Annotated in this window: 11 protein-coding genes; all 11 read left to right on the top strand. The window is 34.1% G+C overall.

The window, feature by feature from the left end; translation table 11 throughout:
* Positions 1–10: 10 nt before the first annotated feature.
* Positions 11–1,834 (top strand): sodium:solute symporter family protein, encoded by a 1,824-nt coding sequence (locus tag AAFU52_RS05050; RefSeq protein ID WP_024771506.1) that lies wholly within the window; start codon positions 11–13, stop codon positions 1,832–1,834.
* Positions 1,835–1,873: 39 nt separating this feature from the next.
* Positions 1,874–2,842 (top strand): glycoside hydrolase family 130 protein, encoded by a 969-nt coding sequence (locus AAFU52_RS05045; protein WP_024771505.1) that lies wholly within the window; start codon positions 1,874–1,876, stop codon positions 2,840–2,842.
* Between the two features lie 11 nt (positions 2,843–2,853).
* Entirely contained in the window at positions 2,854–3,957 is a 1,104-nt protein-coding gene (locus AAFU52_RS05040) for a carbohydrate-binding family 9-like protein (protein ID WP_438425750.1), read from the top strand.
* 1 nt (position 3,958) lies between these two features.
* Positions 3,959–5,068, top strand: coding sequence for a hypothetical protein (locus AAFU52_RS05035; RefSeq protein WP_024771503.1), 1,110 nt, complete (start codon positions 3,959–3,961; stop codon positions 5,066–5,068).
* Positions 5,069–5,125: 57 nt separating this feature from the next.
* Positions 5,126–7,378 (top strand): GH92 family glycosyl hydrolase, encoded by a 2,253-nt coding sequence (locus tag AAFU52_RS05030; protein WP_438425749.1) that lies wholly within the window; start codon positions 5,126–5,128, stop codon positions 7,376–7,378.
* Between the two features lie 2 nt (positions 7,379–7,380).
* Positions 7,381–8,388, top strand: coding sequence for an isoaspartyl peptidase/L-asparaginase family protein (locus AAFU52_RS05025; RefSeq protein ID WP_438425748.1), 1,008 nt, complete (start codon positions 7,381–7,383; stop codon positions 8,386–8,388).
* A gap of 86 nt (positions 8,389–8,474) precedes the next feature.
* Positions 8,475–10,847: a PSD1 and planctomycete cytochrome C domain-containing protein gene (locus AAFU52_RS05020; RefSeq protein ID WP_438425747.1), complete on the top strand. Its 2,373-nt coding sequence runs from the start codon at positions 8,475–8,477 to the stop codon at positions 10,845–10,847.
* Between the two features lie 5 nt (positions 10,848–10,852).
* Positions 10,853–12,325 carry a DUF1501 domain-containing protein gene (locus AAFU52_RS05015; protein ID WP_024771499.1) on the top strand — a complete coding sequence of 491 codons (1,473 nt, stop codon included), beginning with the start codon at positions 10,853–10,855 and terminating at the stop codon, positions 12,323–12,325.
* 11 nt (positions 12,326–12,336) lie between these two features.
* A complete protein-coding gene (locus AAFU52_RS05010) occupies positions 12,337–13,380 on the top strand; it encodes a 6-bladed beta-propeller (protein WP_438425746.1) in 1,044 nt (347 codons plus the stop codon).
* Entirely contained in the window at positions 13,377–14,198 is an 822-nt protein-coding gene (locus AAFU52_RS05005; RefSeq protein ID WP_438425745.1) for a chitobiase/beta-hexosaminidase C-terminal domain-containing protein, read from the top strand. The genes AAFU52_RS05010 and AAFU52_RS05005 overlap by 4 nt, the downstream gene beginning before the upstream one ends.
* A gap of 5 nt (positions 14,199–14,203) precedes the next feature.
* Positions 14,204–16,312: an FN3 associated domain-containing protein gene (locus AAFU52_RS05000; RefSeq protein WP_438425744.1), complete on the top strand. Its 2,109-nt coding sequence runs from the start codon at positions 14,204–14,206 to the stop codon at positions 16,310–16,312.
* The last annotated feature ends 10 nt before the right edge of the window (positions 16,313–16,322 follow it).

Here is a 16,322-nt window from a genome sequence, read left to right as displayed (position 1 = left end):
CCAACTCTAAATGAACCTAGCTACCGTAGATATTGTAATAATTCTATGTTATATCATTATTACTCTTCTTTTTGGATTTTATGTTGCTAAGAAAGCATCAAAAGATATGAAATCGTATTTCCTGGGCGGAAATGAAATCCCCTGGTATTATCTCGGACTGTCAAATGCTTCAGGGATGTTTGATGTTTCTGGTACCATGTGGACAGTTACTATTCTTTTTGTCTACGGTATGAAAAGTGCCTGGCTCCCATGGTTATGGCCCGTATGGAATCAGGTTTTTATTATGATTTTTATGGCCGCGTGGTTACGAAGGTCAAATGTGATGACAGGAGCACAATGGATAACCTATAGATTTGGATCTGCCATGGGTGCTAAATTATCTCATATCATAGTAACAATCTTTGCTGTTATTAGCACTTTAGGTTTTATAGCCTACTTTTTTGAAGGGATCGGTAAATTTGCAATTGTATTTTTTCCTTGGGACTTATCTATAGACCTTGGATTGTTTGTAGTAGCTTCAGAGCAATCTTACGCTTTGGTAATTATTGGTGTAACTACTTTATACACTTTAAAAGGAGGAATGTATAGTGTAGTAGGAACAGAAGTCATTCAGTTTGTAATTATGACCATTTCATGTTTGGTTATTGGATATATTGCTTTTACTACTGTTACAGCAGAACAAATTGCCATCGCTACACCAGAAAACTGGAATAATTTATTCTTTGATATGAAATTAGATTTGGATTGGACCGGATATATCGATAGTGTAAATGAAAAGATAGAGAAAGACGGATTTTCTTTGTTTGGTTTCCTATTTATGATGATGATCTTTAAAGGCATTTTTGCCAGCCTTGCAGGTCCCGTTCCCAGCTATGATATGCAACGTGTTTTGTCTACTAAAAATGAAGCCGAAGCCTCAAAAATGAGTGCTTTTACAATTATTGTTCTTTTTATACCCAGGTATTTAATGATTACAGGTTTTGCCGTACTTGGTTTGGTATATTTAGGACCAGAATTACAACAAGCAGGTATAGATGTAGATTTTGAAACCATATTACCAGTGGCCATTCATCGCTTTGTTCCAATAGGTTTTAAAGGGTTATTGCTGGCAGGTTTATTAGCCGCTTTTATGGGAACATTTGCAGCATTTATAAACGCTGCGCCAGCATATATAGTTAATGACATATACAAGAAATATATCAACCCAAAAGCATCAAATAAAACATATATTAAGTATAGTTATTTATCATCTATTCTCATCGTATTAGTAGGGGTGATTGGTGGTTTTTTTGCATCATCTATTAATGAATTAACCATATGGTTAACCTCAGCTTTGTATGGAGGATATGCAGCAGCAAATGTTTTAAAGTGGATATGGTGGAGATTTAATTCTTATGGCTATTTTGGAGGAATGTTGGCAGGACTTATTGCAGCAACAATAGTACCTGGAATTTTTCCGGATACAACCGCCATTTACTTATTTCCAGGTATCCTGTTGATGTCCTTTATCGGATGCTTTTTAGGAGTAATATTAGGAAAACGAGATGATATAGAGGTGTTAAAAAACTTTTATAGAACCACCAAGCCCTGGGGATGGTGGAAACCAGTTATTGATGCAATACAAAAAGAGGACCCGGATTTTTTACCTAATAAAAACTTCTGGAGAGATATGTTTAATTGCGGTATTGGGATTATTTGGCAAATGACCTTTGTTCTGGTGCCTATGTATTTAATTATAAAAGAATATTATAGCTTGGCTTTTGCGATAGTATTAATGATTATTACATCGGTAATATTAAAGAGAACATGGTATGATAAACTTAAGACAAAATAATACTTTTTGAAAAGTAGTAATATTTATACTAGAAATACGATGAAAAAAGAAATACCATGGCAGGATAAACCTGAAGGGTGCACTGATGCTATTTGGAGGTATTCTGCAAATCCAATCATCTCTAGAGATGCTATACCCACTTCTAATAGTATTTTCAATAGTGCTGTTGTGCCGTATAATGATGGTTATGCAGGAGTGTTTAGATGTGATAATAAAGCTGTACAGATGAATATTTTTGCAGGATTCAGTCATAACGGGATTGATTGGGAAATTAATGAAGAGCCTATTATCATGGAAGCAGGAAATACAGAAATGATAGATTCTGATTACAAGTATGATCCTCGAGTTACTTTTATTGAAGATAGATATTGGATTACATGGTGTAATGGGTATTATGGCCCCACTATCGGGATTGCTTATACTTTTAACTTCAAAGAATTTTTTCAATGTGAAAATGCATTTTTACCCTTCAATAGAAATGGAGTATTATTTCCAGAAAAGATCAATGGTAAATATGCAATGTTAAGTCGCCCAAGTGATAATGGGCATACCGCTTTTGGCGATATATTTATTAGTTATAGCCCAGATATGAAATATTGGGGAGAACATAGAAACGTAATGCAGGCAACCCCTTTTGAAGACAGTGCCTGGCAATGCACTAAGATAGGAGCAGGTTCTGTGCCTTTCCTTACAGATGAAGGATGGTTGATGTTTTATCATGGAGTAATAAATACATGTAATGGATTTAGGTATGCTATGGGAGCTGCTATTTTGGACAAGAGTAGCCCGGATAAGGTAAAGTACAGGACAAAACCATACCTTTTAACACCTTCTGTGACTTATGAACAAATAGGAGATGTTCCTAATGTGATATTTCCTTGTGCTACTCTACAAGATATCGAACAGGATAAAGTGGCTATTTATTATGGAGCAGCAGATACCGTGGTTGCATTGGCTTTTGGAAGGATAAGTGAAATTATTAAGTTTACTAAAGAAAATTCATTATAAAGTAGGTTAAAATGAAATTGAAACTTTTTCAAAATAGAATCAATAAAATACTTTGTGTCATCGTATTAATTTTGAGTAAAGCAACTATTGTTTATGGGCAAAGTGTTGAAAATGAGATACTTCCAAAATCTTATATCGCGCATTATACTAAAGAATCAATAGATATAGATGGATCTGCTTTAGAATCTTCCTGGAGTAAAGCAAAATCTACAGAGTTTTTTATAGATATTGAAGGAAGCAAAATTCCAAAATATAAAACTACTGTAAAAATGCTTTGGGATGATGAGTATTTTTACTTTTTGGCAGAAATGGAAGAACCTCATGTATGGGGTAACCTTAAACAAAGGGACGCTATTATTTTTTATAATAATGATTTCGAAATTTTTATCGATCCTGATAATGACACTCATAATTATTATGAATTTGAAGTTAATGCATTAAATACACTGTGGGATTTGTTTATTACAAAACCATATAGAGAAGGAACCCCAGTATTAAATGATTGGGATGCTAATGGATTTAAATCCTCAGTCAAAGTAAACGGAACTATAAATAACCCAAATGATACTGATAAAGGATGGGTAATAGAAATAGCTATTCCATTTAAAGTGTTTAGAACGTCGTATTATCACAAAAATATTCCGAAAGATAAGTTTTGGAGAGTTAATTTTTCTAGAGTGAATTGGGATTTTGAACTTCAGAATGATAAATACTCCAGAAAACGAGATGATAACGGAAAATTTAAACCGGAATACAATTGGGTTTGGTCTCCTATCGGGGTAATTAATATGCATCAACCCGAAGATTGGGGATATGTATATTTTTCCTCAAAAGAAGTAGGAAAAAATGATGATTTCAGAATTCCTGAAGATGAAAAAGTAAAACGATTGTTGTATCAATTATATAGAAAACAAAAGGCATATTTTAAAAAGAACACCCGTTGGGCAAAAACCTTTAAAGAACTAGAAGCCAATGATCTGTTGGTTGATGGAAATAAGGTTGTTAAAACCATAGAGAATCATCAAACAGGCTGGAATATAACAGTTGTAAGCCCGCATACAAAACGTCTGTTTATTATTAAAGAAGATGGTAAAATTATCCAAAAAGAAGATTAATATGAAGATGCTCAAAATTATACTCTTGTGTAGTGTATTTATTAGTGTTAGTTGTAAAACTGAAACTAAAAAAGAAGAAGAAATTGTAAAAGAGGTTGTAGCAGAAGTAAAGACAACGTCATTTAAATATTGGACCTGGATTACTGCGAACCCCTCAAAATCAAATGATGAATATAGAGAAGAGTTTAAAAAATATAAAGAAAATGGCATAGATGCAGTATTGATAAATACTTTCGCTGATCCCGAAGTTTTAAAAAAAATAGCACCTTTAGCTACGCAAGTTGGTCTAGAAGTTCATGCCTGGATGTTTACTATGAATCGGCCTGGGGATGAAGTAGCCTTAAAGCACCCAGAGTGGTATGCAGTAAGTAGAGAAGGTAAATCGTGCCATGATACGCGACCATATGTAGATTATTATCAGTGGTTATGTCCTACCAGAGAAGAGTCCAGAGCACATATTTTGGGATTAGTAGAAGAACTGGCAAAGGTTGAAGGTATAACCAGTGTACATCTCGATTATATTCGATATTCAGATATCTATTTACCTATAGGGTTATTACCAAAATATAATCTAGTACAGGATGAAGAGCTGCCAGAGTTTGATTTTTGTTACTGTGATGTATGTATAAAAACTTTTGAACAAGAACATCATAAAAATCCAAAAGAAGCTAAAAATATTGCGATAGATATAGAGTGGAAACAATTTAGGCTAAATCAAATAAAAAAAGTGGTAGACGAGGCTTATGAAATTGCTCATAAATATAATAAGAAGTTAACCGCAGCTGTGTTTCCATATCCCGAAATGGCAGATCATATGGTTAGACAACGATGGGACAAATGGAATGTAGATGAAGTATTACCAATGATTTATCACAACTTTTATAACGAGGAAATAGATTGGATTGGTTTTGCTACCAAACAAGGAGTTAATGATCTGCAAGGAAAGCAAACTAAATTGCATACGGGAATATATCTTCCTCCGATGAGTGCAGACGATGTATCAAAAGCCATACAATTAGCAAAAGATAATGGAGCGTCAGGGATTTCATTTTTTGACGGAAATGCGATAACAGAAGAGCAATTAGAGGCAATTAGAAAATCAAAAAAGTAATCCGATATACGAACTTAATAGGTTATCAAAATCTGTGAGGTCTTATTCATACCAAAAATGAAAAAAATATTCTATTTACATATCATTCTTTTACTATTGTTTTGGTCTTGCAATCAAGAGAAGGTTTCAGTAAAACTACCAGAACAATCATTAACTTCTTATGTAAATACATTCATAGGAACAGATGGTCCCGGCAATACATACCCGGGAGCAACACTTCCATTTGGTATGGTGCAGTTGAGTCCGGATATAGGAATTCCAGGGTGGGATAGAATTGCAGGATATTACTATAAAGATTCTATAATCAGTGGTTTTTCTCATACACATCTTACCGGGACCGGAGCCGGAGATTTATATGATATTTTGGTAATGCCCACCAATAGTAAGTTTTCAAAAAAAATAAAAGAAAACAATTATAAACCATTCTCTACATACAGTCATGATAAAGAATTTGCTACACCAGGATATTATACCGTAGATTTATTGGATTATGGGATTAAAGCAGAACTTACAGCAACCAATAGAGTAGGCATACATAGGTACACGTTCCCTAAAGATACTGCAACCGCAATACATGTGGATCTGGGATACGCTATAAACTGGGATAAACCTACAGATACTTATATTGAAAAAGTGGATGACAAAACTATTCAGGGGTATCGGATGTCTACCGGATGGGCAAAAGACCAACGAGTTTATTTTGTAATGCAATTTTCAAAACCTTTTATGACGTATCAAGTGTTTAAAGATGAAGAGCTAACTACACTTCCCGTTCATGGAACAAATACAAAAATTGTACTGCACTATAACACAGAAGAGAATGAACAGGTTATCATTAAAACCGGGTTGTCTACAGCTAGTATTGAGGGAGCCCAAGAATCGCTAGATACAGAAGCTCCTCATTTCGATTTTGATCACTATATAAGAAGAGCACAGGCCACTTGGGAACGTGAACTGCAGAAAATAAAAATAAGCACACCAGATAGTGACAAGAAAAGTGTTTTTTATACAATGATGTATCAATCTATGCTGGCGCCAACATTACTAAGTGATCCAAATGGAAATTATAAAGGAGCTAATGATACCATAGTACATGCTACAGGTTTTAATCGTTATGATACATTTTCATTATGGGATACTTTTAGGGCTGCACATCCACTATATACTATTATTCAGCAAGAAAGAGTTCCTGATATGATCCAATCCATACTGGCTCATTATAAGGAGACAGGAGTATTACCAGTATGGTCCATGCAAGGGAATGAAACCAATATGATGATAGGGTATCATGCCGTTCCGGTTATTGTTGATGCATATTTCAAAGGTTTTCAATTTGATGCCAAATTAGCTTATAAAGCATGTAAAGAAAGTGCTATGGTAGATGATAGACAAATAGATATTTATAAGCGTTTAGGGTATATCCCGATAGGAGAGCATCATGAAAATTGGTCTGTTTCTAAAACACTGGAATATGCCTATGATGATTGGTGTATAGCCATGTTTGCAAAAGATTTAGGGAAAGAAGAGGAGTATACATATTTTATGAAACGTTCTGAGAATTGGAAAAGTTTATACAACGATAAAAATAACTGGATTCAACCTAAAGACACTTTGGGGAAATTTATAGCACCCTTTAATCCAAAAGAATATACACCTTTTTATTGCGAAAGTAATGCCTGGCAATACTATTGGTTTGTACCACAAAATCTAGAAGGGTTGATAAAAAGTACAGGAGGAAAAGAACGATTTACACAAAAGTTAGATTCTATGTTTTCTTACGATCCCAAACCAGAAGATAAACTACCAATATTTAGTACAGGAATGATTGGGCAATATGCACATGGTAATGAACCAAGTCATCATGTTGCATATTTATATAATTACGTAAATCAACCTTCAAAAACTCAGGAATTAACTCGTAAGATTTTAGAAGGACAATACAAAAATGAACCCAATGGACATTGCGGAAATGAAGATTGTGGACAGATGTCATCCTGGTACATATTTAGTTCCCTTGGACTTTATCCTGTAAATCCGGCACAGGGTGTATATCATATTACAGCACCGATATTTGAGCATACTGAAATACAGCTTCCACAAGGAAAAACGTTTTTAATAACGGCTAAAAACTTATCCAAAGAGAGTACATATATAAAGAACATAAGATTAAATGGAAAACCACTTGATCGTATGTATATAACACATAAAGAAATTGTAAATGGAGGGTTTCTTGAATTCGAAATGAGTAATTTTTCGAATGATGCGGCATTTATAAATATGTCTTTACCAGATTTAAATAAAATATATTGATTATGAGAACTAACACTAAGTATTACTGCTTGTCACTTTTTTTAATAGTAACAATTTTTGGCTGTAAAACTGATGAAAAACAAGGAAAAACAGCTGTTGTTAAGGAAGAAAAAGAAATTAAAAAGATTGTAAAGCCCATCGTTATTTCTACCTGGAATCATGGTATTGTAGCCAATGAGGAAGCTTGGAAAATATTGAGTAAAGGAGGTAGCGCATTAGATGCAGTAGAACAAGGGGTGCGTACTGCAGAAGCAAACCCAGAAGTACAAACTGTAGGATTGGGAGGTTTTCCTGATAGAGAAGGAAATGTAACTCTGGATGCATGTATTATGGACCATAATAGTAATTGCGGAGCAGTTTCTTTTTTAAAACACATTAAACATCCTATTTCTGTAGCACGAAAAGTAATGGAAGAAACACCACATATAATGCTTACAGGCCAGGGGGCATTGCAATTTGCTTTAGAACAGGGTTTTAAAAAGGAAGAGTTACTTACACCAAAATCAAAGAAAGCATATGAAGAATGGCTTCAGAAATCTAATTATAAACCGGTAATAAATATAGAAAACCATGATACTATAAGTATGTTGGCATTAGATGAAGATGGAAATATCTCAGGAGCATGCACTACCAGTGGTGCTGCATGGAAAATGCATGGTAGGGTAGGAGACTCTCCGATAATTGGAGCAGGATTGTTTTTGGATAATGAAGTAGGCGCTGCGGCAGCAACAGGTTTAGGAGAAGCCGTAATCAGAACCGCAGGAAGTGCCATGGTGGTAGAATTAATGCGTCAAGGAAAATCTCCTTATCAGGCATGTAAAGAAGTAGTTGAAAGGATTTATAAAATACATAAAAATCATTCAGACTTAGAGTATTTACAGGTAGGTTTTATAGCACTTAATAAAGATGGAGAATATGGTTCGTACTGTTTACGCCCCGGGTTTAATTATGCGATACAAAATGAGATTTCTAGTAATGAATTATTAGATGCAGACTATATGATCAAATAAACTAGCTACTAATTAGCATGATAAGAAGGCACCTTTTCTATAGGATAGTAAAGATAAATATAACTAAATAGTTAAATTTTAAACGTATGAAAAAAAGGAATATTGTACTATATTTTTTACTTTTTTTTGTAATAACTGTTTTTATAAAATGGTTAATATCAAATCCAAAAGAAGAATATATATTACTGGCAAAAGAGAAGAGTACGGTACTAAGTTTAGAACAAAAAACATCTGAAAATGAAAAAAAAGTACCAGAAAAGATAAGCTATAGTTTTGATGTAAAACCTATTTTATCAGATAAGTGTTATGCTTGCCACGGACCCGATGCAGGCACCAGAGAAGCTGGATTACGTTTTGATACAGAAGATGGTGCTTATGTCCCATTAGGAGAAAATAACGATCGATATGCTGTAATACCTGGAGATGTAGAGAACAGCGAAATGATGAAGCGAATCTTCGCTAAAGATGTACATAAACTCATGCCTCCTACACATTCTAATCTTAGTTTAAATGATTATGAAAAAAAAATCTTAAAAAAGTGGATCAAAGATGGAGCTAAATGGAATACACATTGGGCATTTAAGGCTCCAGAAAAATCCGAAGTACCTGAAGTTAATGACAAAAAATGGGTAAATAATGAAGTTGACCACTTTATTCTTAAAAAACTAGAATCCGAAGGACTTACTCCATCAGTAATAGCAACTAAAGAAAAATTAATAAGACGTATTTCTTTTGACCTTACTGGTTTGCCACCTACGTTAGAAGAAATTAATGATTTCACTACAGACACTTCGCCCAATGCTTTCGAGAAAATAATAGATCGATTGCTTGCTTCTGATGCGTATGGAGAACGTATGGCTTTGGATTGGATGGAAGTGGCACGATATGCCGATACTCATGGTTACCAAGACGACCTGGAACGTACAATGTGGCCTTGGCGAGATTGGGTGATATCTGCATTTAATAAAAACTTACCCTATAATCAATTTGTAAAGTGGCAGTTAGCAGGAGACCAAATAGATAATGCTAGTCTAGAACAAATAGTGGCCTCGGGGTTTAATAGAAATCACAAAATTACGCAGGAAGGTGGAGTGATAGATGAAGAATATCGTGTAGAGTATGTAATGGATCGGACAAATACAACTTCTAAGGCCTTTATGGGACTCACTATGGAATGTGCCCGTTGTCATGACCATAAATATGATCCTATATCTCAAAAAGAGTTTTATGGTATGTATAGCTTTTTTAATCAGTTAAATGAAAAGGGAAGGATGGAGTATGGAGAAACACCAGAACCTTCTATAACGTTGGGTCAAAAGATGGTTAAGGAAAAATTACCTTTTATTAGTATGCCGGATTCCATTCCTAAGGTAAAATTGATGGTAATGAAAGATGAAAAAGGAATACGAGAGAATCGATTACTAAATCGAGGACTTTATGATGCTCCTGGCGAAAAAGTACCTTATATCTTACCAGAGAAGGTACTACCTTTTTCTGATCAGTATACAGAAGACAGGTTAGGTTTGGCAAAATGGTTTTTTGATGATAAAAACCCATTAACAGCAAGGGTAATGGTAAATCGTTTATGGCAACAAATGTTTGGTGCAGGTATTGTCACTACTGCAGATGACTTTGGAAATCAGGGAGCACTTCCTACACATCCTGAATTACTGGATTGGTTAGCTGTAACTTTTAAAGAAGAAGGCTGGGATATAAAAGGTATATTAAAAAAAATAGCCTTATCAGCTACATATCAACAAGATTCTAAAATTACTCCTAAGTTATTAGAAAAAGATCCTAAAAATGAACTATTAGCAAGAGCCCCACGCTATAAATTAGCTGCAGAAGCCATAAGAGACAATGCATTGGCAGTAAGCGGACTTTTAGTTAAAAAGATAGGAGGGCCAAGCGTAAAACCTTATCAACCGCCAGGGTTGTGGGCAGAAACAGCTTCAGGACAGGGACTTACAAGATATATTGAAGACACTGGCGAGGGGTTACATAGAAGAAGTCTATATACTTTTTGGAAGCGAACAGTACCCCCTCCGTCCATGCTCACATTTGATGCTGCATCTAGAGATTTTTGTAGTGTACAGAGACAAAAAACCAGTACTCCTTTACAAGCATTAGTATTAATGAATGACCCCCAACTTATTGAGGCATCAATTGCTATGGCTATTCAAGTATTGAAAAAAGAAGCTTTTGATGAGAAACAAAAGATTGAAGTTCTCTTTAGGAAAATTACATCTAGATACCCAGATGAAATAGAATTGAATAAATTATCTCAATATCTCAATGAACAACGAGAAAGATATATTAAAAATGATACAGAAATTACAGAGAGATTGCAAATAAACACATTAGATATTCCGGAAGATATCCAACCTAAAGAATTAAGGGCATATACGGCTTTAGTGAGTTTACTATTTAATTTAGATGAGACCATAACTAAGAGTTAAAGATTATGAACGAGATATTCAAACATTTTAACAACAATAACAGAAGACATTTTTTAAAAAAAATTGGATTAGGTATTGGAGGTGTTGCACTGGGTTCGATATTGGACCCAATAACTATGTTTACAGCACCAAATACTGCCGAGGGTCTGAACCTTGGGACAAGTACTTTGAAACTGCCACATTTTGCTCCAAAAGCAAAACGAGTTATTTATCTTTTTCAAAGTGGAGGTCCTTCACAATTGGATTTATTCGATTATAAGCCAAAGCTAACAGACATGAGAGGTAAGGACTTGCCTGAGTCAGTGAGAAAAGGCCAGCGATTGACAGGGATGACTTCGGGGCAATCTAATTTTCCTTTGGCAGATAGCAACTTTTCTTTTAAACAATATGGAGAATCCAGAGCTTGGGTTAGTGATTTGATGCCATATGTTTCTAAGATAGTAGACGAACTTTGTTTTGTGAAATCTATGCAGACTGATGCCATAAATCACGATCCTGCTATCACATTTTTTCAGACAGGTTCTCAGCAATCAGGAAGACCAAGTATAGGCTCTTGGATGAGTTATGGCTTAGGAAGTCTTAATGATAATTTACCTGCTTTTTCTGTCCTGTTAAGTAGAGGAACTGGTCGTCCAAACGGCCAACCATTGTATTCTAAACTATGGGGAAATGGATTTTTGAGTTCTTTACATCAGGGAGTACAATTTCGATCTGGGAAAGATCCGGTTCTGTATCTTAAAGACCCTGAAGGAATGTCGAGAGCAGACAGAAGAAGTATGTTGGATTATTTAAGTGAATTAAACCACAAGCAGGAAACAGAGTTTGGAGATCCGGAAATTAATAGCAGGATTGCTCAATATGAAATGGCATACAGAATGCAGACTTCAGTACCCGAAACTATGAACATTGATGATGAGCCAGAACATGTTTTTAGAATGTATGGTTCTGATTCGCAGATCCCAGGAACCTACGCTGCCAATTGTATCTTAGCTAGAAGACTTGTAGAAAAAGATGTACGTTTTGTGCAATTATATCATATGGGGTGGGATCAACATGATAACCTCCCTTCACAAATAGAAAAACAAGCTAAAGATGTGGATCAAGCTACTGCAGCTCTTATTATGGATTTGAAACAAAGAGGTTTATTAGAAGATACATTAGTGATTTGGGGAGGAGAATTTGGTAGAACAAATTATAGCCAGGGAACCTTAACAGAGACCAATTACGGGCGTGACCACCACCCAAGATCTTTTACACTCTTTATGGCGGGCGGTGGCGTAAAACCAGGATTTACCTATGGAGAGACCGATGAGTTGGGCTACAATGTAGTAAAAGACCCGGTTCATATTCACGATTTTCAGGCCACAATGATGCATTTAATGGGAATAGATCATACGAAGTTTACTTTTAAGCATCAGGGAAGAAGGTTCCGGTTAACAGATGTTCATGGTAATGTGATAAACGATTTAATTGTTTAAATAAGATAATTATGGATAGAAGAAGTTTTTTGCAGAAATCGGCATGTGTTTCCGCTGGGATATTAACTTTACCCGGGTATTCTGGGGCATTTTCTTTTGATTCTTATAAGGACCTGGTTATTGGGCATAATTCTCATCAATATAAAATAGATATGAAATGGGGTAATTTGGACCCGATGAAAGTGCCAGTGCAAGATTGCCATGAAATTATTCAGGATTCTAAGGGGCGCATTGTAATGCTTACCAATCATATCAAAAATAATATTATCATTTATGATAAATCAGGAAAACTAATAGAAACGTGGGGGACTGTCTATCCCGGAGCTCATGGATTAACCCTGTCGGTTGAGAATGGAGAAGATTTTTTATTCATTACTGATTATGAACGCCATCAAGTTATTAAAACTACTATTGATGGTAAAGAAATAATGACCGTTGATTATCCAGTTGAAACTGGTAAATATAAAACTAAGGAAGAATTCAGGCCTACAGAAACTACTGTTTTAGAAAACGGAGATTTTTATGTTGCAGATGGTTATGGAAATCAATTCATATTACACTATAATTATAAAGGGGAACTTTTAAATATATTCGGAGGAAAAGGAACAGAAGATCACCAATTCTTAAATGCCCACGGTATATGTTTTGATCATAGAGATAAAGCTAATCCTACATTGTTAGTAACTGCACGAGAACAGAATACTTTAAAAAGATTTAGTCTGGAAGGAAACTATTTATCATCGATAAAAGTTCCTGGGGCACTAATATGTAGACCTGTCATTCATGATAGTGATATTTATTTTGCAGTACTAAAATCAAGAGAAGCAACCTATGATGATTCTGGGTTTTTATTGATAATGAATGAGAAGAATGAAGTAATTTCTTGTCCAGGGGCAACACCACCGGTGTATAAAAAAGATACTCTAACAGAATTGTACCAGACTATAAAATTATTTAGACATCCGCACGATGTATGTATAGATGAAGACGGTAGTATATACGTAACACAATGGAATTCTGGACAAACTTATCCTATAAAATTAACCCGAATATGAAGAAATTATGGAAAATTGGGTTGTTTGTATGTTTATGTTCTTGTAAAAATACAAATGGACAAGAGGTAAGATATACACAGCAGGAAAATATACAATTGGCTAGTCCAAGAATTGAGGCGAAAAATGTAATTCTAGACACTTCATCAAGGATTATAGCTTCATTACGATTAAATGAAGCAGAAATTTATTATACGGATGATGGCAGTGAACCTACACAAACATCACAAAAATATAATAGTACTATCTCTGTTTCAAACCCTGGGACATATACTTTTAAAGCATTTCTCTCTGATTTTAAACCCAGTGATGTTAAAGCGATTTCTTTTTATGCTAAAGGAATTGATATTTCAAATATTTCTTTACTTACCCCATTAAGTAAACAATATCCCGGACAAGGAAAAAACACCCTGGTAAATCATAAAAAAGGAACTTCAAATTTCAAGGATGATCAATGGATAGGAATAGTAGAACCTCTGGTAACTATAGTAGATTTTAAAGATAAAGTGTTTTTAGAATCTATAGATATTGGGTATCTGGTAAATACGAGTGCCTGGATTTTTCCGATAGAGGATGTTATTATTTCATTCTCTCAGGATGGGGTAAATTTTATAGAATTTGAAACTGATGAACCAATAGAAAAACTTAATAAAGATGTATCAAAACTAGATAACCTTCATATCTCTATTCTAAAAGAAATGAAGAAAATAAAAATAGAAATACAGAATGTAAAATCTATTCCCAAATGGCATCAAGGAAAAGGTAATCCTGCTTGGTTGTTTATGGATGAATGGATTTTTAATACAAGAAACAATAAGTAATACCTATGAACTTCGTCTTATTTAATTTATTTTTTCTTTTTTCAGAAACAGTAGTACCTGTAGAGAATTCTATAGATAATATTCCTGAATTTGTACTGTTTTTAGGACGTTTTCATCCGTTGATATTACATCTTCCGATAGGAGGATTACTACTAGTGTTTTATTTTGATGTGATAGGGCGCATTCGTAAAAAACATACAGATACTCTTGTTAAAACCGGATTAGGTTTTAGCGCAATTTTTGCATGTTTAGCATGTATTCTGGGGTACTTTTTATCATTAGAAGGAGGGTATGAAGTTCAAACAACGAATATTCATATGTGGACAGGAATTGGTACTTCAGGTTTAATAATTTTATTATATATTTTAAAAAAACAAGAGCGTTATAAAAAACTATTCTTTTTTTTGTTTGTAACCTCTATCATCTTAATAGGTATAACAGGACATTATGGAAGTGTGTTAACACATGGAGATAGTTTTATTACACAATATTCGCCGTTAAGAGTAAAAAAAGAAAAACCTCAAGTTATTGATAGTCTTCGGTATTTTTCTGATGTAGTACACCCCATTTTAGATGCCAAGTGTATACAATGTCACAATGCGACAAAGCAAAAAGGAGAATTGTCACTGATTTCTGAAGCGACGATTTTAGAAGGAGGTGAAAATGGAAGAGCTTTACAATCAGGAAAAGCTTTAAATAGTCGTATAATTAAACGAATCTTATTGCCTTTAGAAGATGAGAAACATATGCCACCAGAAGGAAAAAATCAAATCACTTCAGATGAGATTTGGTTATTGAAACATTGGATAGATAATGGAGCCGATTTTAATAAAAAAGCACTAGCTTATCATAAGAATGATACACTAACTGGTCTATTACAAAATTATCTAAAAAAAGATACTAAAATTACCTCTGAAGCTTCTGTAAATGCCTTAAATGATGTAATAGAAGTAGGGTTTTTGGTAAATAGAATAGTAGCAGATCAACCGTACTTAAGAGTTAAATATGTAAAAGATTCGATTACAGAAGATGCAGTAACAGAATTAAAAGAAATAGCAGATCAATTAGTAGAGTTAGATCTTAATAATACGTTGCTTACAGACGATATGACCAAAGGTCTTAGACATCTTAAAAAAATAAAGAAACTACGTTTGGACAATACCAAAATCTCTGATGCAACTATTAAGTATTTAGAAGATTTAGAAGACTTAGAAGTTCTAAATATTTATAATACATCAGTGGGTAATAAAGGAATAGCATCCTTGATTGAAAAAATAAATCTAACAGATATATATGTCTGGAATACAAAAGTAGATGAGAGCTTTACTAAGGAATTAATGAGAAGTAATCAAACGATTATCCATAACGGAGTTTTTGAGGGTTTTACAGAAATTATGCCTTTAAAACCTCCAAAACTGATCACAGAACAAACAATATTCTCAGATAGTTTAATAGTTGCTTTTGATGAACAAATATTTAAAGCTACGATACGATATACACTAGATGGTACAGATCCAGATAGTACTTCGGTTAAATATACTAAACCTATAAAAATCGCTGATTTTACCAAGTTAAAAGCAAAAATGTATAAGGAAAACTGGTTACCAAGTCCAGTTTTAGAAAGAGATTTTTTTAAGATAAAACATGAAGTAAAGAATTTTGATATAGTACATAGACCGTCAGAACGATATCCAGGAGCAGGTAAGATATTTGATTTTATAGAAGGGAGTCTACTTTTTTCTGATGGTAAATGGACAGGATATGAAGGAGAGAATTTAATTACTACGATCAATTTTGATGAACCCAGATCTATTGAGAATGTATCAATTAGTTGTCTGCAAGATTCAGGATCCTGGATTTTGTTTCCGAAAATGATTGAGGTATATGTTAGAAATGAAAATACTTCATTTAAGAAAATTAGTACATCAAATTATAATGTAACCAATGCAAAAGAAGCAATAGAAATAAAGAAAAAACACTTTACACTAAATGTTCCTAAAACAGACGCTAAGTACATAAAGGTAGTAGTTCATAATTTAAAAAAACTTCCATCTTGGCATCAAGGAGCAGGAAAAGCCTCATGGCTCTTTGTAGATGAAATATTAATATGGTAGAATAAAGAAT

It is taken from the genome of Aquimarina macrocephali (genome assembly GCF_051627225.1).
Classification (GTDB): Bacteria; Bacteroidota; Bacteroidia; order Flavobacteriales; family Flavobacteriaceae; genus Aquimarina; species Aquimarina macrocephali.
This window is presented reverse-complemented; position numbering and strand designations above follow the sequence as displayed.

Excerpts from the sequence above, each read along its gene's own strand:
- AAFU52_RS05045 (WP_024771505.1), top strand. The coding sequence starts at position 1,874 with ATGAAAAAAGAAATACCATGGCAGGATAAACCTGAAGGGTGCACTGAT.
- AAFU52_RS05000 (WP_438425744.1), top strand. The coding sequence starts at position 14,204 with ATGAACTTCGTCTTATTTAATTTATTTTTTCTTTTTTCAGAAACAGTA.
- AAFU52_RS05050 (WP_024771506.1), top strand. The coding sequence starts at position 11 with ATGAACCTAGCTACCGTAGATATTGTAATAATTCTATGTTATATCATT.
- AAFU52_RS05040 (WP_438425750.1), top strand. The coding sequence starts at position 2,854 with ATGAAATTGAAACTTTTTCAAAATAGAATCAATAAAATACTTTGTGTC.
- AAFU52_RS05030 (WP_438425749.1), top strand. The coding sequence starts at position 5,126 with ATGAAAAAAATATTCTATTTACATATCATTCTTTTACTATTGTTTTGG.
- AAFU52_RS05010 (WP_438425746.1), top strand. The coding sequence starts at position 12,337 with ATGGATAGAAGAAGTTTTTTGCAGAAATCGGCATGTGTTTCCGCTGGG.
- AAFU52_RS05035 (WP_024771503.1), top strand. The coding sequence starts at position 3,959 with ATGAAGATGCTCAAAATTATACTCTTGTGTAGTGTATTTATTAGTGTT.
- AAFU52_RS05025 (WP_438425748.1), top strand. The coding sequence starts at position 7,381 with ATGAGAACTAACACTAAGTATTACTGCTTGTCACTTTTTTTAATAGTA.
- AAFU52_RS05015 (WP_024771499.1), top strand. The coding sequence starts at position 10,853 with ATGAACGAGATATTCAAACATTTTAACAACAATAACAGAAGACATTTT.
- AAFU52_RS05005 (WP_438425745.1), top strand. The coding sequence starts at position 13,377 with ATGAAGAAATTATGGAAAATTGGGTTGTTTGTATGTTTATGTTCTTGT.
- AAFU52_RS05020 (WP_438425747.1), top strand. The coding sequence starts at position 8,475 with ATGAAAAAAAGGAATATTGTACTATATTTTTTACTTTTTTTTGTAATA.